14 protein-coding genes and 1 pseudogene are annotated in these 18,288 nt (G+C 59.6%); 9 read left to right on the forward strand and 6 right to left on the reverse strand.

Features of this window, described 5'->3' with window-relative positions:
• Window positions 1-247 precede the first annotated feature (247 nt).
• The 9 genes and pseudogenes from AC3WOK_RS05400 to AC3WOK_RS05440 all read left to right on the forward strand — a co-directional run bounded on the left by AC3WOK_RS05400 (window position 248) and on the right by AC3WOK_RS05440 (window position 13,268).
• Window positions 248-2,065 carry a glycosyltransferase family 2 protein gene (locus AC3WOK_RS05400; protein WP_059310035.1) on the forward strand — a complete coding sequence of 606 codons (1,818 nt, stop codon included), beginning with the start codon at window positions 248-250 and terminating at the stop codon, window positions 2,063-2,065.
• The gene (locus AC3WOK_RS05405) at window positions 2,062-3,393 is read left to right on the forward strand and encodes a DUF3131 domain-containing protein (RefSeq protein WP_492354101.1); all 1,332 of its coding nucleotides are present in this window, start codon (window positions 2,062-2,064) and stop codon (window positions 3,391-3,393) included. The genes AC3WOK_RS05400 and AC3WOK_RS05405 overlap by 4 nt, the downstream gene beginning before the upstream one ends.
• Window positions 3,390-4,937, forward strand: a complete 1,548-nt coding sequence (locus AC3WOK_RS05410; protein ID WP_492354102.1) for a DUF3131 domain-containing protein — start codon at window positions 3,390-3,392, stop codon at window positions 4,935-4,937. Before AC3WOK_RS05405 ends, AC3WOK_RS05410 begins: the two co-directional genes overlap by 4 nt.
• Window positions 4,922-6,316 carry a DUF3131 domain-containing protein gene (locus AC3WOK_RS05415; RefSeq protein ID WP_492354103.1) on the forward strand — a complete coding sequence of 465 codons (1,395 nt, stop codon included), beginning with the start codon at window positions 4,922-4,924 and terminating at the stop codon, window positions 6,314-6,316. Before AC3WOK_RS05410 ends, AC3WOK_RS05415 begins: the two co-directional genes overlap by 16 nt.
• Window positions 6,313-6,737, forward strand: a pseudogene (locus AC3WOK_RS05420) (globin family protein). Before AC3WOK_RS05415 ends, AC3WOK_RS05420 begins: the two are co-directional and overlap by 4 nt.
• Before the next feature lie 8 nt (window positions 6,738-6,745).
• The gene (locus AC3WOK_RS05425) at window positions 6,746-9,418 is read left to right on the forward strand and encodes a hybrid sensor histidine kinase/response regulator (protein ID WP_492354104.1); all 2,673 of its coding nucleotides are present in this window, start codon (window positions 6,746-6,748) and stop codon (window positions 9,416-9,418) included.
• Window positions 9,415-11,586 carry a glycoside hydrolase family 2 protein gene (locus AC3WOK_RS05430; RefSeq protein ID WP_492354105.1) on the forward strand — a complete coding sequence of 724 codons (2,172 nt, stop codon included), beginning with the start codon at window positions 9,415-9,417 and terminating at the stop codon, window positions 11,584-11,586. The genes AC3WOK_RS05425 and AC3WOK_RS05430 overlap by 4 nt, the downstream gene beginning before the upstream one ends.
• A gap of 94 nt (window positions 11,587-11,680) precedes the next feature.
• Window positions 11,681-11,968, forward strand: a complete 288-nt coding sequence (locus tag AC3WOK_RS05435) for a VF530 family protein (RefSeq protein ID WP_047348459.1) — start codon at window positions 11,681-11,683, stop codon at window positions 11,966-11,968.
• A gap of 7 nt (window positions 11,969-11,975) precedes the next feature.
• The gene (locus AC3WOK_RS05440) at window positions 11,976-13,268 is read left to right on the forward strand and encodes a glycoside hydrolase family 10-like protein (RefSeq protein WP_492354106.1); all 1,293 of its coding nucleotides are present in this window, start codon (window positions 11,976-11,978) and stop codon (window positions 13,266-13,268) included.
• A gap of 42 nt (window positions 13,269-13,310) precedes the next feature.
• On the opposite strand, the gene dsbG is transcribed toward AC3WOK_RS05440, so the two are convergent.
• The 6 genes from dsbG to AC3WOK_RS05470 all read right to left on the reverse strand — a co-directional run bounded on the left by dsbG (window position 13,311) and on the right by AC3WOK_RS05470 (window position 18,247).
• Window positions 13,311-14,069 carry a thiol:disulfide interchange protein DsbG gene (gene dsbG, locus AC3WOK_RS05445; protein ID WP_429052602.1) on the reverse strand — a complete coding sequence of 253 codons (759 nt, stop codon included), beginning with the start codon at window positions 14,067-14,069 and terminating at the stop codon, window positions 13,311-13,313.
• Window positions 14,070-14,110: 41 nt separating this feature from the next.
• Window positions 14,111-14,722 carry a DsbA family protein gene (locus tag AC3WOK_RS05450; protein ID WP_492354107.1) on the reverse strand — a complete coding sequence of 204 codons (612 nt, stop codon included), beginning with the start codon at window positions 14,720-14,722 and terminating at the stop codon, window positions 14,111-14,113.
• Between the two features lie 7 nt (window positions 14,723-14,729).
• A complete protein-coding gene (locus AC3WOK_RS05455; protein ID WP_492354108.1) occupies window positions 14,730-16,754 on the reverse strand; it encodes a protein-disulfide reductase DsbD family protein in 2,025 nt (674 codons plus the stop codon).
• 48 nt (window positions 16,755-16,802) lie between these two features.
• The gene (locus AC3WOK_RS05460) at window positions 16,803-17,174 is read right to left on the reverse strand and encodes a hypothetical protein (RefSeq protein ID WP_492354109.1); all 372 of its coding nucleotides are present in this window, start codon (window positions 17,172-17,174) and stop codon (window positions 16,803-16,805) included.
• A gap of 87 nt (window positions 17,175-17,261) precedes the next feature.
• A complete protein-coding gene (locus tag AC3WOK_RS05465; protein WP_447856673.1) occupies window positions 17,262-17,822 on the reverse strand; it encodes an RNA polymerase sigma factor in 561 nt (186 codons plus the stop codon).
• Between the two features lie 5 nt (window positions 17,823-17,827).
• Window positions 17,828-18,247 (reverse strand): hypothetical protein, encoded by a 420-nt coding sequence (locus tag AC3WOK_RS05470; RefSeq protein ID WP_492354110.1) that lies wholly within the window; start codon window positions 18,245-18,247, stop codon window positions 17,828-17,830.
• Window positions 18,248-18,288: the final 41 nt, after the last annotated feature.

Below are 18,288 nucleotides of genomic sequence, written 5' to 3' on the forward strand. Positions count from 1 at the left end.
CTAAATAAACTAGATAGCCTAAAGGAATAGTATCCGCAATTTATCGCAGGCTGATGAGAATAATTAAGCTGAGTTTAAATCGAATTAATCCCCACTAAATAATAGTAATGAACGTCGCTGGACACTTTTATTCAGCGTTCTACACTTACCTTAAATCTTGTTTAGTCGCTATTTTCTTTTGCTTTCGGGCAACTGCCTGCGCAGCAGAATGGGTCTGCATTTTCACGGAATCAGGAACGCCGGAACTATGGATTTTTATTTTTCCCGTTTTGAACATCGTCGACCTCCGGAACCGTTAAAAACACCGCGCTGGGTAATGATGACCTGGCAGGTGTTAGCGGTCGCGGCGCTTATTCTGGGTGCAAATTATATTTACTGGCGCTGGACGGCATCCCTGAATACGGACGCGCTATGGTATGCCATTCCGCTGGTTCTCGCCGAAACCCTGGCGTGGATTGGCACCGTGCTGTTTACCATCAATTTGTGGAAGGAGCAGGATCCTCCACAGAGTCCGCCCCCGGGCGAAATCAACGAATGCCTGTCGCCAGAAGAGGCCGTAGAGCCCCGCCCCGTCAAGGTGGATCTGTTCATTGCCACCTACTCTGAAGACACCGAGCTGGTCAGGCTGTCCATCCGCGATGCCCTGAACATGGATTACCCGTACCCGATTGACTACCGCATCCACGTGCTTGATGACGGCCGCCGACCCGAGATGAAAGCCGTCTGCGAAGAGGAAGGCGTTAACTATATCAGCCGTCAGACCAACATCGGCTTTAAGGCCGGCAATCTGCGCAACGGTCTTGAGCACACCGACGGCGATTTTATTGTTATCTGCGATGCCGACACCCGGGTTTTTCCCACACTTCTCAGCCATACGCTGGGCTATTTCCGCGACCCGGATGTGGCCTGGGTGCAGACGCCGCAGTGGTTCTTCGATCTCCCGGAAGGGGAAAACCTGTCGCGCTGGGGCCAGCGGAAAGCCGGAAAACTGGGCTACGGCCTGGGCTGGCTGATACAAAAGTGCGTCGGCCCGGTCACGGTTGGCCGCGACCCGTTTTTTAACGATCCGCGCATGTTCTATGATGTGATCCTGCGTCGGCGCAACTGGGCCAACGCGGCATTCTGCTGCGGCGCGGCATCCATCCACCGTCGCGAGGCGGTCATGCAGGCCGCGCTGCGAAGCTATGTCTGGTCCGTCGAAGAGGAGATCCATCGCCATACCCGCGACATCCGCGATGACGAAACGCGGGAAGCGCTGCAGGAGGCGATGCGCCCGCACGTGGCGTTTGACACCGAGCTCACGCCCTACAAATTTCACGTTTCCGAGGATATTTATACCTCGGTGCTGTTGCACGGTGACGCCGCACGACGCTGGCGCTCGGTCATGCACCCGCGCGTTGAGTCGAAGATGCTCTCCCCGCAGGATATGCTGACCTGGATGATCCAGCGCTTTAAATACGCCGCAGGTTCGCTGGATATTTTGTTCCACGACAACATCTTCAGCCGTCGTCGCTTCAGGCTTTCACTTCCCCAGACGCTGATGTATGCCACCACCTTCTGGTCGTATATGGCCTGCGTGTGGAACACGGTGTTTTTGATTTCGCCCATTATCTACCTGTTCACCGGCATCCCGCCGGTGTCCGCCTGGTCGACGCCGTTCTATCTCCATTTTCTCCCCTTTTTTATCCTCTCCGAGCTGGCCTTTATGTTCGGTACATGGGGGATTTCGGCCTGGGACGGCAGGGCATCCTACCTCTCCTTCTTTTCCATGAACCTGCGCGCGCTCAATACCGTGCTGCGGGGCGAGCAGATCAAATTTCACGTCACGCCAAAAGAGAGGCAAACGGGCCGTTTTCTCTACCTGGTGAAGCCGCAGATTGCCATCGTGGTACTGACTCTGGTGGGGCTTATCTGGGGAGGGATCCAGGTTGCTCGCGGCCAGGTTGACGACCCTTCCGGTTACGTCATCAATATTTTCTGGGGTGCGGTGAACATCGCCGCCATGCTGCCCCTGATTTTCGCGGCCATGTGGACGCCTGCTGAAGAGGGAGAGGTCAGTCAATGAGGACACGTGATGCGCTGCTTTCCGCGCGTAGCTATCTCACTATTCTGCTGGGGTTCCTGCTCGGGTTTGCCATTGTGGTCTGGGTTGAGAAGCAAATGCCTTCGCGCGTGGAAAGCAGCGGCGGCATTGCGCTTAGCAAAGATTTCCCTCCGCTGCCCGCAAAACGCGAGCTGACCTATGACGAGGCGATCTGGGCCCGGGTGGCCTGGCAATTCTTCGTGAACAATACCCAGCCCAACGGCCTGGCGAACGCCAGCGACGGTGAACCCTGGCTGAGCCTCTGGAGCGTGGGAAGCTATCTGTTTGCGACCGCTGCCGCAGAGCAGCTCAATATTATTTCCACCGATGAGTTTGACGAAAGGATCAGCACGGCCCTGTTCACGCTCGGGCAACTGCCGCTCAACGAGAAAGGCCTCCCTGCTGCGTATTACCATGCCGATACCCTGAAGATGTTGGGAAAACCTGACGCCTCCGCTATAGGCCTCAGCCGCCTGCTAACGGCGCTTCAGGCCCTGTTGTGGCGCTATCCCCAGCACGCGGCGGCCATACGCGATCTCTTCACCCAGTGGAGCACCGGAACACTGATTGAAAACAACACCCAAAGCCAGGCGGCCGTGCCGCTCCATCACTGGACGATGGCCGACGACGAACAGCGGGACAGCTTTGGCTATCGGCTCTATGCCAGCCATACGCTGCGCTTAATTGACAGCGCGGCAGGTCTGGCGGTCACCAACCCGCCTGAAGGGCAAAAGATGATCGATCTGGATGGCGTGATGGTGCCTGATGAAGGGCTACGCACGCCCTGGGGTAAACAAACCTCCCTGATCAGCCTTCCCTATCTGTTAACCGGCCTTGAGCTGGGCTTTGACGCGCAGAGCGCCGAAATCGCGTGGCGGATTATGCAGATTCAGCAGCGGCGCCATAGCCTGAGCACGCCAAAACCGCCGATTAGCACCGATTACGCCGAACCGGCGCCGGATTATGTTAACGATCTGCCCAACAGACAGCCGGTTCAGGCGCGCGCCCTGCGCGAAGAGGTGCCGGAGAAGGTGGCGATCGCCTCCACCCGCACCGCGTTTGCCTGGTATGCCCTGTTCCGCAACAGCTGGAGCGAGGCGCTGCGCCAGCAGGTTCTGCCGCTTCTGGTGCCGGGTAAAGGCTGGCAGCGCGGTTTCAACCTTAATAACAGCGTCAATGGCGTCGTGGACGCAGACACCAACGCCATTGTGCTGGAAAGCTTGTCCTACATCGCGCACGGCCAGATGCTCTGTCTGGCCTGCCTCAACGTGCCCTCCCATTCATCTACTGCTGCAGGAGCAACGCCATGAAGCCAAGATCTTCGATCCTTTTCCACCTGCTCACGGGAATAACGATCTGCTGGCTGGCGCTATCGACCGTGCGTGCGGAAACCGGGCTGCCTGCATCGAATTACCCCCCGCGCAGCGGAGAGCTGACGGCCAGAGAGATGACCATTGCGAAAAATGCCTGGCAGTATTTCGTCTCAAACTATCAGCCCACGACGGGCCTGGTGAATGCGGTTAATAAATATCCCTCCACTACCATGTGGGACAGCGCCTCCTACCTGGCCGCACTGACGGCGGCGCGCGAGCTGGGGCTCATTGATAAAGCGGAATTCGACCGCCGGATGCTGAAATTTCTCGCCACGCTAAACACCCTCGTGCTGTTCCGCAACGAGCTTCCCAACAAAGCCTATAACACCATCAGCGGCCAGAAGGTGGACTATACCAACAAGCCCGGCGAAATTGGCTTCTCGGCCCTGGATATCGGGCGAATGCTGGTCTGGCTGAAAATCATCAAAGAGCGTTACCCGGAATATGGCAACAGCGTTGATAACGTGGTGCTCGGCTGGGATTTCAGCCATGCGATCGACCCCTGCGGCACGCTCTACGGAGCTTATCTGGAGAACGGCCAGCCGAAGTATGTTCAGGAAGGCCGCCTGGGATATGAAGAGTACGGTGCGGCGGGCTACCAGCTGTGGGGGTTCAATACCTGTAAAGCCAGCCGCCCGCAGCCGTACGAGCTGGCCGAAATCTACTGCGTGCTGGTCCCGTATGATTCACGCGACCCGCGCAATACGTCTCAGCATAACTACGTCGTGACGGAATCCTACCTTCTTTACGGGCTGGAGTTCGGCTTCGATAAGCCGACCGACCGGGATAACGCCCCGCGCGACTACTCCCAGGCCTGGATGAAAAACTTTGCCGACCGCGTTTATCAGGCTCAGGAGAACCGCTATACCATCACCGGCGTGCTCACCGCGCGCTCGGAGCACCAGCTCGATAAAGCCCCTTACTTCGTCTACGACACCGTCTTCAGCGACGGGTACAACTGGAACACGATCACCGATAAGGGCCAGTTCGTTCCTAACGCTGCCGCAATTTCACTGAAGGCGGCGCTGGGGATGTGGGTGCTGTGGAACACGCCTTATACCGATCGCCTGCTGAACACCATCGAGAATGCCAACGAAGAGGGAAAAGGCTACTACGAAGGGCTGTATGAAAACGGTGACGGGCCGATCAAAGAGTTCACCGCGAACAATAACGGCATCATGCTTGAGGCCCTGTTGTTCAAAAAAGAGGGAAAACTGCTGGCCTTCAACACCGACAACCCGAAGAGCAAGGAGTTTGCCCCGTCTCTGTGGGATCAAAAGCTGCTCGATCAGTTTGAAGAGAACAATGCGCTGCGCAGCCGTCCGTTCCTCACGAGCACACCGGCCGTAAAAAGCTGGTGCGACCGGACCGGCGTCACGCAGCGCACCAAACCCGCCTGCCAGGCCTGTCAGTGCGCGTCATGCAGCGCGGACGAGCCGGTTAAACTGCCTCCGGTGACTGCGCAATGCTTAAAACCATAGCCAGAGGGCTCGCGGGATTACTCCTCGCTGGCGTAGTCGCCTTTGCCCTGTTTGGCCACCAGGGCGCCGGCTGGCGCTGGCTTATCGCCGGAGGCTGGCACTCCAGCGCGCGGATTGCTGCCCTGACGCCGGAAGAACGGAAATGGGCGGCGATCGCCTGGCGCTATTTCGTCAACAATACCCAGCCGCAAACCGGGCTGGTCAACGGAAGCGACCAACAGCCCCGCGTCACGCTCTGGCAAATGGGCGACACGCTTATCGCCCTGCTGGCGGCAAAAGAGCTGGGGCTGATTCATGAGGACGAGTATGACGCCCGCCTGACGCGGCTGATGGGCACCCTCAACCGCCTGATGCTGACCAGGGCCCGAACGCCAGGACGTCTCTATTCCAGCCAGACGGCGACGCCGGTCGACTTTAGCGGCAAGCCCGCCCAAAATGGCTGGTCCGCGCGCGACATGGCGCGTCTGATGCTTGCCCTGCGCCTCACCGCAGAGCGGGAGCCGCAGTACGGCGAGTATCTGGATAAAATCATTCTGCGGTGGAACTTCTGCCCGGTCATCGATGGTGAAGGCGAACTGTGGTCATCTTCCCTGCAAAACGGCCAGCCGATCGTTCGCGAGGAGCTGCGCCTGGGCGAAAGCGAATATGCCGCGACGGCGTTTCATCTGTGGGGATTCTCCCCGGAAAAAGCGTTTACGCCGCCGGCACACCACGTCATTATCGCGCAGCGGCGCCTGGCCGTGGACGCCCGCGATCCGCGCACCACATGGCAGCCCTCCCTGATTACCACCCTTCCCTACATGCTGCCGGGCCTGGAGTTTGGCTGGGAGCCCGAAGGCGTTGCGGCCGATCGGCAACAGCGCCTGCGCAAGCAGGCGGAAAACGTCTGGCTGAGCCAGAAAAGCCGCTGGGAGACCGATAAGATCCTGACGGCAAGGGCAGATTTCTCGCTTCCACAGGCACCCTGGCATATTCAGGATACGGTCTGGGGAAATGGCTATGCCTGGAATTCCGTCGGCGATGATGGCCGGGACTACACCCGCTTCGCCCAGGTTTCGACCAAAGCGGTCTTCGCCCTGTGGGCCCTGTGGGACGTCCCGTACACCGACGTGCTGATGTCGGTGACAAAGCATCTTAACGATCCGCAAAAAGGCTGGTATGAAGGCCGCCTGGAGGCCACGGGCGATACCAACGCCACGCTAACCCTTTCCACCAACGCCACGGTTCTGGAAGCCCTTTTCTTTAAGCATAACGCCGGGCCCCTGTTTGACGCCCGCCGGTCTAAGAAAGAGAGCTACTTTACGCGCCGTGTAGCAGATGACTATACGCCTGTCGGGCACTGTCTACCTGGCGAAAACGCCGTAAGGAGGACGCCGTGAAATTTTACCGCGATCTGTTTGAATCCAGCCTGAACCGCGTCTTTCCCGATAATGATAAAACGGCGTTTTTTCAGACGTTCTATGACGCCTTCGTCCATATGTCACCCGAGACGGAGCTGCATTTTTCTCGCCTGCCGGAACGGGAGGGTCAGCAGACCCTGTTTAAGAGTTTTTTCGCCATGCTTGCGGTAGACGGGGCGTTAATCGTGCCTGATTTTCTCGAGCGCCTGGCGCGGGAGCAAAGCGACGACGGTCTTCATCTCCCCCGCGTTTTTTTGCCCTGTGGCGCGAGGCGATGTTGAACACGGTCAGCGAGCGCGATCCGCAGTGCGACGATGAGATCCTGACGGCCTGGGCAATGGCGATCGCGCCCGGGCTGGAATACCTCCGCCGACAGGCAGAACTGCACTACCGCGCGTAGGGAGGATCATGATGAGCGCATTCACGTACGATCTTAACGCGCTGCCGGCCGCCGTCATGATTTATGACCGCGATGAACGCCTGCAGGCCTGGAATCACAACGTGGCCCTTTTTTATCCGGTCATTACCCCGTGGCTAAAGGTGGGCACAACGCTTGAAGCGCTGGTGGAACGCTTTATCGACGCGGTTTACAACGTCGATCCCGGCCTTCGCCAGACGCTGCGCGAGTCGGTCGTGCGCAACTGTCGGCAGGATAAACACTGTGAGGTGCGGCAGGCGGGCCAGCGGCGGATCTTCGTGCAGCATCAGCGCCTTGCGGACGGCGGCATTGTCAGCCTGCACAGCGATATCACGGAGCTGGATGAAGCGCAGCGGGCGCGCCACCAGCTGCACGACGATTTTCTGCTGACGGCGGAATCCATCCACATTGGGATCTGGGACTGGCAGGTTTCCGGCGACGCGCTACAGGTGAACGACACCCTGCTTGCCATGCTGGGCCAGTCGCGAACGCAGTGGCAATATCCGGTGCGTTTTTTGCTCAACCAGGTTCATGAAGACGATCTCGCCGCGCTGCGAAAAGCGCTTCACGCCTCAAAGCAGGATCACCGCCCGGTCTTTGAGTGTGAAATTCGCGTGCATCACCCCAGCGAAGGATTGCGCTGGATGATGCTTTCCGGGCAGGTGGTCACGCTCTCCATCGAGGGAAACGCCGAGCGCGTTATTGGCACTCTACAGGATATTACGCGGCGTAAAGAGGCTGAAATACTGGCCATCAACGCCGCCCAGGACGCGAGGAAGGCCAACGAGGCGAAAAGCGCGTTTCTGGCGAACATGAGCCATGAAATTCGCACGCCGATGAACGGCATTATTGGCATGACCCAGCTGTGCCTGGATACCGCCCTCAGCGCCGACCAGCGTGACTACCTGACGCTGGTCATGAGTTCAGCGCAGTCTTTGCTGCATATCATCAACGATATTCTCGACTTTTCCCGCATTGAAGCCGGCAAAGTGGAGCTGGAGGCAGAGCCGGTCTCGGTTCGCCCGTTTATTCAGTCGCTTATTCGCCCGCACATGCCGGGTGCGAGCGAAAAAGGCATTGAGCTTCTGGTGGATATTGCCCCCGACGTCCCCGACGTGCTGATGGTCGATGGCGCCCGGCTGCGTCAAATCCTGACCAATCTGCTGGGCAACGCGCTGAAATTTACGCACCACGGGGAAGTCATCCTGGTTGTTGAGCCCGGCGATAGCGAGAGCTACTGGCGTTTTCGGGTGCGCGACAGCGGAATAGGTATCCCCGCCGATAAGCAGAAGGCCATTTTTGAAGCCTTCAGCCAGGCGGATAACTCAACCACCCGCCGATACGGCGGCACGGGGCTTGGGCTAACCATCTCGGCGCGGCTGGTAGCGGCGATGGGCGGCGAGTTAACGGTCACCAGCGAGCCGGGGAAAGGCAGCGAATTTTCGTTCTTCCTGCCGCTTGCCACGCAGTTTCTTGCCCCGGAGGAACGCCCGCACAGCCATCGCTTTAACGGTGAGCCCGTGCTGGTCGTGGATGATAACGAAACGAATCTGCGCCTGCTGGCCGCCATGCTCAGCCAGATGGGGCTGAAACCCACCTGCGTCAACAACGCCAGCGAGGCCATTAATCGCGTTACCGCTGGACCGTCCTGGCCGCTGATCCTGCTGGACGCACAGATGCCGGAGATGGACGGCGTGTCTCTGGCCCTTGAGCTTTCGGTTCTGCCGCAGGTTACCGATAGCCATATCATTATGCTGAGTTCCATGAGCCGGCATTTTGATATCAATATGCTCAAGCGGATCGGGATCAAAAACTATCTGCATAAGCCTATCGCCCAGGACGAGCTGCATCAGGCTATTGCCGCGGCGTTTGAACGTTCGCCGAAAACCGTGGGTGAAACTGCGTCTGCAACGGTCGCCGCGACTGGCGCGGCGGGACTGCGGATCCTGCTGGCTGAAGATAACCTGGTCAATCAGAAGGTCGCCGCGCGCCTGCTGGAGCGGCTCGGCCATACCTGTCAGATCGTCGACAACGGCGTCGCGCTGCTTGAACGCTGGCGCGCGGGCGCGTGGGACATTTTGCTGATCGATCTTCAGATGCCGGAGATGGACGGTGAGACCGCCATTCGCCTGCTTCGCGAGGAGGAACGCTCCCGCCCCGGACCGGCTCAACCCACCGTCGCCATGACCGCACACGCCATGCAGGGGGATAAAGAGCGCTGTCTTAACATGGGCTTCGACGGCTACATTGCCAAACCCATCAGCCAGGAGCGTCTCGCTGAGGAGATTGCCCGCGTGCTCACGCGGCACGATGAACCCTCCGCCTTCCCGGATGAAGCGCGCCTGCTGAAGCAGTGCGCCGACGACCCGGCCCTGGTTCAGGAGCTGCTGTCCCTGTTTGGCGAAGGGCTGGAGGAGGCCATGAACGCTATCAGCCGGGCTATAGACAGCGATGACCGTGAAGCGCTGCGGCGCGCGGCCCACAAGCTGCGCGGGGAAGCCGTCACGCTGGATTTCGGGCCACTCGCCCGGCAGCTGCAGGTGCTGGAGAGTGAGGCGCACGCGCTGGAGCGGCAACAGCTTGCGACGCTAAACCAGCGTCTTCAAAAGGAATCTCTGCGCCTGACGGCGTGGCTCAACGCGCGCGGGGTAAACGAACCATGACACGTAGCTGCGCGCTGCTCTTTGCGCTGTTTATCCTACCGCTGGCGGCGAACCCGTTACCGGTTAGCTGGTCTCTGGCGGGCACCTGGCAGGTTCAGGACGCCAACGACCCTGCGCCTCCTCCCGCGACAGGCTGGAGCCCGATTAAGGTCCCCGCCAACTGGTACAGCGCCGGGTACGATCGCCAGGGGGCGCTCTGGTATAAGCACGCGTTTTCCCTGCCCGCGCAGCCGCCCGACGTGATGAGCACTCTGGTGTTTGACGGCGTCGATTACCTGGCGGATGTCACGCTGAACGGCCAGCCGCTGGGCAAGCATGAGGGCTATTTCCAGCGCTTTTCGCTGGACGCCAGCGCTGCGTTACAACGTCACAACCGGCTCGTGGTCAGAGTGGATAGCCCTTACGAAGATCCGCACAAGGTCTGGCCGCTGCATAAAACGGCCATGAAGGGAATTCTTAATCAGCATGACACGCGTCCCGGAGGCGCCTGGTCGCCGGAAGGACAGGATGCCAACTCAGGCGGCATCTGGGCGCCGGTCAGGCTGCATCTTAGCCGGGGCGCCACCCTTGATGAGCTCATCCTGCGGCCCGACTGGTCGCAGGGGCTGGCGCACCCGACGTTGAAGGCTGAGATTCGCTATCGCGCACTCCACAAGGGTCAGGCTACTCTGCGTCTCGCCGCTACGCCAGCAAACTTCAGCGGCAAACGCTTTCTGGCAGACTTTCCGGTGGCCCTCGAAAGCGGCGCCCATTCCGCACAGGTAACGCTGCCCATGCCGGGGGCGAAACTGTGGTGGCCCGTCGGCACGGGAAAACCCCACCTGTATCACGTTCGCGCGTCGCTGCGGGACGAAATCGGCCTGATGGATACGGCGGTCACCCGCACCGGGCTGCGCAAGATCGTTGAGCAACCCGACAATAAAGGCTGGCTCATTAACGACCGGCGCCTTTTCATTAAGGGCAGCAACTACATCGGTTCCCCTTGGCTCGGCACCATGACGCGAGAGAAATATCGTCGCGATTTGCGGCTGGTAAAAGCCATGAACGCCAACGCCATACGCGTGCACGGACACGTTGCCGGGCGCGCGCTGTATGACGTTGCAGATGAGACGGGCATGATGATCTGGCAGGATGTTCCGCTGCAGTGGGGCTACGACAGCAGCGACGCCTTTACGCAAAATGCGGTGCGGCAGACGCGGGAAATGATGGAACAGTTCGGTAATTCTCCCGCCATCATTGTCTGGGGCGGGCATAACGAACCGCCCTGGAATTCGCCGTGGATGGAAAAACGCTTCCCGGACTGGAACAAAGACCTGAACCGCACGCTCACGCAGCGGGTGGCGGACACGCTTGCCGAAGATACCTCCCGCATCGTGCACCGCTTTTCCGCCGTTGAGGAGCATTACTGGGCGGGCTGGTATTTCGGTACCGTGCGCGACCTGCTGGCGCCGGCCAAAACGGGGATCATTACCGAGTTCGGCGCGCAGGCGCTTCCCCGCCTGTCCACGCTAAAAACCATCATCCCGGCGTCGTACCTTTGGCCAAAAACCACCGCCGCCGACGATCCCGGCTGGACCGTCTGGAAATACCATAACTTCCAGCCCTTTCAGACGTTTAAATTTGCCGGTATCCCGCGCGGAAACAACATTCAGGAGATGATCCGCAATACCCAGGCGTATCAGTCGCAGCTGGTGGCCACGGCAGCAGAGAGCTACCGCCGGCAGCGATACCAGCCGGTAACGGCGCTGTTCCACTTCATGTTTGTCGAAACCTGGCCCTCCATCAACTGGGGCGTGGTGGACTACCTGCGCAAGCCAAAAGCCGGTTTTTACGCCTTAAAACGCGCGTATCAGCCCATTCTGCCCTCCATTGAACCGGTCACCGCACAGTGGCAATCCGGCGCGGCGGCGACCGTACATCTGTGGGCCATCAACGACACCTGGAAACCGTGCCGTGAATGCCGTCTGACCTGGCGCATCATCCAGCGCGATAAGGTCCTGGAAAAGGGCACGATGACGATGACCATCGCTGCAGACTCGGGAACGAGGGTCAAAACGCTGACGGCCACGCCCGCGGGCCAGGATGACGTGTCGATTCGGTTCACGATTGAAAACAGTGCGGGAAAAATTATCGGTGAAAATCAGCGCACGGAGTCCGTCATAAAGTGAGCGAGGGGAAAAGGAAAATTGCCGCTTCCCCTGCTTTCTTGTACCCTTTCAGCGTTTACCCCATTCCCCTGAAAATCGAGACATCCGGACGCCTATGACTGCACATATTTCCAAAGATCCTTTGCATGGCGTAACGCTGGAGATGATGGTCAACGCCCTGGTGGCGAAATATGGCTGGAGCGAGCTGGGTGACCGAATCAAAATTAACTGTTTCAGGAAAGATCCCAGCGTTAAATCGAGCCTGAAATTTCTGCGCCGTACCCCGTGGGCGCGCGCGGAGGTTGAAGCCCTGTATCTGGACTCTCTCGACGATGAGGTGAGTACTGAACAGGAGGCGCCCGCCTTTAATCCCTGGGCCAACAGTCGGATTACTAAGAGCTAATACGCAAATGACGCGACACGTAAAACGGATTGGTGCGCTGGCTGGCTGCGCGCTTTTACTTGTGAGCTGCTCCTCAAAACCGCCAAAGTCACTGGTTACCCCCCTTCCCACCGTGAGCAAACCGACGCAGCAGGCAAACGAGCCGATGCGCGGGATCTGGCTGGCAACGGTCAGTCGTCTCGACTGGCCACCGGTGGCCTCGGTGAACGGCCGCAGCGCTGACCAGCGTATCGCAATGCAAAAGCAGGCGCTGACCAGCAAGCTCGACAACCTGAAGCACCTCGGCATTAACACGGTATTTTTCCAGGTGAAGCCGGACAGCACGGCGCTCTGGTCATCAAAAATTTTACCGTGGTCGGATATGATGACGGGCAACATCGGCGAGTATCCGGGATACGACCCGCTACAGTTTATGCTCGATGAAGCGCACAAGCGCGGCATGAAGGTGCATGCCTGGTTCAATCCGTACCGCGTGTCAACCAACACGAAGCCGTCAACTATCGCCGCCCTGAACCGGACGTCATACCAGACCCCGTCCAGCGTCTATGTCCAGCACCCGGAGTGGGTGCGCGTCTCGGGCGACCGCTTTGTGCTCGACCCAGGCATTCCGGAAGTTCGCGACTGGATAACCCGGGTGGTGACCGAAGTGGTGGCGAACTACCCGATAGACGGCGTGCAGTTTGACGATTACTTCTATACCGAAACGCCCGGCTCAGCGCTCAATGACGCGCAGACCTGGCGGCAGTACGGCCAGGGATTTGCCTCAAAAGCCGACTGGCGCAGACACAACACGCAGCAGCTGATCGTCCAGGTTTCCCGGGCGATTAAACAGACAAAGCCCGGCGTGGAGTTCGGCGTCAGCCCGGCGGGCGTGTGGCGTAACCGCTCGTTTGACCCGGCAGGCTCCGACACCCGCGGCGCCGCGGCCTATGATGAATCCTACGCCGACACGCGTCAGTGGGTGCAGCAGGGCCTGCTGGACTACATCGCTCCGCAGATTTACTGGCCGTTCTCGCGAGATGCCGCGCGCTACGACGTGCTGACCAAATGGTGGGCCGACGTGGTGAAGCCGACCCACACTCGCCTGTATATCGGCATTGCATTCTACAAGGTGGGCGAGCCGTCGAAAAATGAGCCGGACTGGACGGTTCAGGGCGGCGTGCCGGAGCTGAAAAAGCAGCTCGATCTCAACGATTCGCTGCCCAACGTCAACGGCACCATCCTGTTCCGGGAAGATTACCTGAACCAGCCGCAGACGCAGCAGGCGGTGAACTACCTGAAAGGACGCTGGGGCAGCTAAGTGAATGTCAGGCAGAAACGCCCCGTTTCTGCCTGTTTTTTTTTACGGCTTCGGCCCGAACATCGCCTCAAGCTGCTGCGCATCCGGCATACCTACCACCTGCTGCAGCTCATTTTCCGCATTCATGTAATAAATGGCCGGCGTGGCGTTAGCGCCCAGGCTGTCCATCAGCGCCTGGTGCTTCTGCAGTATCGCTACCGTTTCGCGGGAAGCCTCGCCCCCTGGCTTCGGTAACTTTTTCCCACCGGAAAGCTCGTATTCGCGCCAGGCAGAGACCGGATCCTTCGCATTCAGGATCGCGGCGGCGTTACGTCCGCTGTTGGGGTTGAGAAACGCCACCAGCAGCGTGTTGAGCTGAACCTTACCGGCCTTCACCCACGGCTGCGCCTCGGACCAGAACTGCTTGCAGTACGGGCAGAACGGATCGGCGAAGACGAAGACTTTACGCGGGGCGTTATCCGCCCCTTCCTTCAGGGGATGCGCCGCGTTGAGCGTCTTCCACATTTCGCGTCCCATCGGGGCGTAGATCTCTTTCTGGAAAATCCCTTCGCTGAGATTTTTCCCCTTATCATCGTACAGATAGCCTGAGATGACGTGCTTGCCGTCCGGCGTTAAAAACAGCGTGACGCCCATGTCCTGATACTGCCCCAGCCAGGCTGGCGCACCGCCGGGTGCATCCAGCTTCTTGATGATTTTAATGTTCTGCTGCTCGCTGAAGTGCTTCACCACGTCCGGTATGGCTTCAGCGGCCTGTACCAGCCCTGACGTCGCCAGCGCCGAAAGTAACAGTAATTTTTTCATTTCCCTCTCCGGTTTGTCGGGGGCATTACGCCCCCTTCAGGTTAGCGGTTTTTCAGTGCGTCGCTGACCATTTCATCGAACTGCTCAAAAGGCACCCAGCCGGGAAGCAATCCCTCGCCGATAAGCGTGGCGGGCGTTCCCTGGATCCCCATTTTTTCCGCGACGATCATGCTGCGCCTGATCGTCAGCAGGCTCTCGTCATCCGGCGCCGTGACGCTCACGCCCGCCCGCTTCTGCGCCTCCTGAATGCTGGCGTCATCGTGGTAGCCCTTCTTCGCCATCAGGGTGTGGTTCAGCTTCATAAACTGCCCGGGATCCTGACGCCAGAGCGTTAACGCATCCCGCGCCGCGGTCAGCGAACTTTCCGAGCGGAAAGGTAAAAACTTAAAGACCACCGCCACGTCCGGGTGTTTTTCGACAATCTTCTCCAGGTACGGATCGAATTTTTTACAGTACGGACAGTTGTAGTCGGTGAACACCACCAGGGTCAGCCTGGGGTTTTTCGCGCCGATGCGCGGGGAGTTTGGATCGTTAAACAGAAAATCATACACCATCTTCTGCGCGCGCTGTTCCTGGTCCGGCGTCAGCGGCTCGGCCGCGAATACCTGAACCGGGGCCAGCAGGAGCAGAAGCGTAATAAGGAATTTTTTCATAGCACGGTTAGCCTTTTGCGTTGTTCAGGGTGGTGACCAGGGTGCGCTTGTCCAGCAGCGGCGAGAGGATTTCGCCATCAGGCAGGCCGGGGCCATACACCGCGTTAAACGGAATGGCGTAGCGGTTTCGCTTCGCCAGAAAATCGGCAATCATTGCAGAAGGCTGGCTCCAGTCCCCGCGCAGGGCCACCACGTCCGGCTGGCGCAGCGCGGCAATGATGTCCGGCTGATTGAGCACCCGGTGCTCGTTCAACTTACAGGTCACGCACCAGTCGGCAGAGATATCCACGAACACCCGCTTCCCCTGCGCCAGCGCCTGCCCGATGGCCTCCTCGCTGAGCGGCTGCCACGGGATGGCCTGCGCGGTATTTTGCGCCGACGCATCGGGCGGCGCGTTAAGCAGCCCGCGCACCTGATACCCGCCGAACGTCGACAGCGCGATGACCACGATCCAGAACAGCGGCGAGGATTTTTGCCCCTTCAGCGCGAACAGCGCCAGCGCGACGGCGACCAGAACCAGCATCACGACCTGCGTGACCGCCTCGCCCAGATGCAGGCTCAGCAGCGATGCCAGCCAGAAGCTGGAGGCCAGCATCATCAGGCCAAGCACGACTTTCAGCGTGTTCATCCAGCGCCCGGGTTTAGGCAGCAGCAGGGCCGTTTTCGGCACCAGGGCGACAAACAGCCACGGCAGGCTCATGCCCAGGCCGAGCATCAGGAAGATAAGCCACAGGGCGTGCAGCGGCGCGCCAAGGGCAAAGGCGACCGCGGTACCAAGGAACGGCGCGGAGCACGGCGTCGCCAGCAGCGTGGCGAACATCCCTTCGCAGAAGCTGCCGCCAATCCCCGTTCCCCCCGCCGCTGCCAGCCGTCCTGCGGCGGCTGAGGGCAGCAGCATCTCAAAGGTTCCAAACAGGTTCAGCGCAAACAGGAAGGTGACGGCGACCATCAGACCGATAAACCACGGATTCTGGAACTGAATGCCCCACCCCAGCGACGCGCCGGCCAGCTTAAGCGCGGTGACCATCGCGGCCAGCAGCATAAAGGAGGTCACGATCCCGGCGCTGGTGGCCAGAAAGCGCAGCCTAATCGTACGGCTGTCCGAGCCCGCGTGGAGGATGCTGTTTAGCTTCATGCCCATCACCGGCAGTACGCAGGGCATCAGGTTCAGGATCAGCCCGCCCAGCAGCGCAAAGAGCACCATTTTGCCGGTCCCGCCAGGCGCAGAGGGTGCGTCAGGCGTTGCCCCAACGGTGAGTGAGGTTTGCTGCGCCCGGTCGCCGTTGGTCAGCACGAACGACAGGGCTTTGCCCTCCAGGGAGGCGGGCTTATCGCCCCATTCATCGGTAACGGGCACCGTTACCCGAAGCCGGTTGCCGTCGTGGGTAATGACCGGATCGCCGGGCAGAATGTCGCCCTCCAGCGGGTCAAAGTAGATCCCCGGATTCTCCCATTTCCCGTCCGCCGTTCCCGTTACCACCAGGCTGCCGTCAGAGAGCCAGGCGGACAAATCGGCAGCAACGCCCGACGTGCCCGGCACGGCGCGCATTGCTTGCTCGAAGGCGTTGCGGAAGCCGTCATCCACCGGCTGGGTAAAATCGAGGTGCAGCGGGTAGTCCGTCAGCAGGCAGACGTTACTGCAGGTGGAGAGCGTGAGCGTTCCGTCGAGCGCGTCGCCCTTCACCCCGTCGAGCGTAATCGGGATTTGGACCCTATCGTGATAGCCCTGCGTGGTCATGCCGGAGATATCGAAGCGCGACGGGACCGGCCAGGACCAGCTATCCGTTACGCCTGCCGGCCAGCTGATTTTCGGCGCCACGCCGCCCTCGCCCGGCGATCGCCAGTAGGTTTTCCAGCCGGGCTTTAGCTCAACGGTGAGCAGGCCTTTAATGTGCGTTTGCTCCCTCTCCGCCTGAAGGCGGATGCGGGCGTGATCGTTTTTTGGGGAAACCAGCCAGCCCGTGTCCGCCGCATGGGCAATGCCGATGCAGAACAGCCACAGGAAGACGAACCCCCTGAAGAGGTTAACCATGTTTTACTCCGTGAACAGTGAAAAATTATCGTGCGGTGACGATGTTTTTCATTCACGGAAAACGCAGTTTTTCAGGTGTATTCGGGGAGGCGGTGCCTGAACGGGCTGTTCTGCGGGAGCAAATGCCCGCCCTTGCGTAAAGAGCTGCAGCAGCGCAAAGAAGATAATAATGGCCGGTAGCGCACCGTCGAAGAACAGCGGCTGCGCGCAAAGCAGCGAGTGTGCGCCCAACTGACAGGGCGACGGGCCGGACTGTTCAGTGCTGCTGGTTTGAGCCGGGGCATCTGCTACCAGAGAAATCTGCGGATCCAGTCCCTGTAAAAAATGGTTGAGATACACCGCCTTCTGCACGAGGCAAATTGCCATCGCGAGACAGGTGACGATCAAAAGCCATTTTCCGAGGAGCTGACGGTTGCGCATAACATTCCAGAGTAACAAGACGCCCCGATCATAAACGATAGTGATGAATCTACAAGTGCCGGAAGTGTAAGGTTTTGTCTGTCGCCGCTATTCACCCGTTAGCGCGTCATAGACGTCCCGCAGCCGCGTGCGCAGAAACAGTACCGCCTTGTGCTTGCGGGATAACAGCGCCTGTTCGCTGGCGCCGGTCTCCTCTGCCAGCATTTTAATGCTGTAGCCGTGGAGTTCGGTCTTCTCAAACACCTCGCGCTGCGGCGGCGGCAGTTCAGACAGCGCCTGCCCCAGTTCTTCCCACAGCAGCGTCTTGAGGTACTCCTCATCCGGCGTGTGCGGTACGCCGAACAGGGTTTCGGCCAGCTCGTCCTCCGGAAAACCCTCTTCGTCATCGCCCGTAAAATAGCCGGAGAGCGACACCTCGCGCTTTTTACGCGCCCGGTCGGTCATCTCGTTACGCGCCGCGCGGAACAGCCAGGCGGCAACGTTTTCGACCGGCTGCTCCACTTTCATCAGCTGATACGTCACTTCCTGCAAAATGTCGTCGGCATCATCGCGGACGGACGTCCGCCCGCGAATGAAGGCTTTCAGCCGGGCGCGGCAGGCATTGAGCGCCGACATCAGCATGGATCCGCCCGCCTCCCCGGCTTTCATTTCGCTCACTCTGCTTCCGGCGTTTTTGGCGTGGCGTCGTCGCGTTTATCGTCACGATGACCGTGCCAGCCGCAGTGGCCGCGACCGTGGCGACCGAACCCTTCGCGACGCTGCTGAATAAACGCCTCGCGCTGTTCGGGCGTCATGTTCATCCAGCGCTCGTGCATCCGGCGGTGCGCACCAAACATCCCGGGGCGGAAACCTAACCCACCAAACAGAATGCGGCTCAGCACCAGAATGCCCAGCGCCTGCCAGAATCCAATGGCCTTAACGCCGAGGATGGCCGGGAGCAAGGCGTTCCAAAGGGACATGACCAGCAGGCCGAGCACGATAAAAATCACCGCGCCGATGACTAAACCCTTGCCCATACGGTGGCGACCAAATCCGCGCCCGTGACCTCTGCCGTGCATATCAAAATCTCTCATGGTGTTTACCTCGTTTACAGTAACTGATTATGGCTTGTGAT

This window comes from Enterobacter sp. FW301-JW81, from assembly GCF_058788735.1.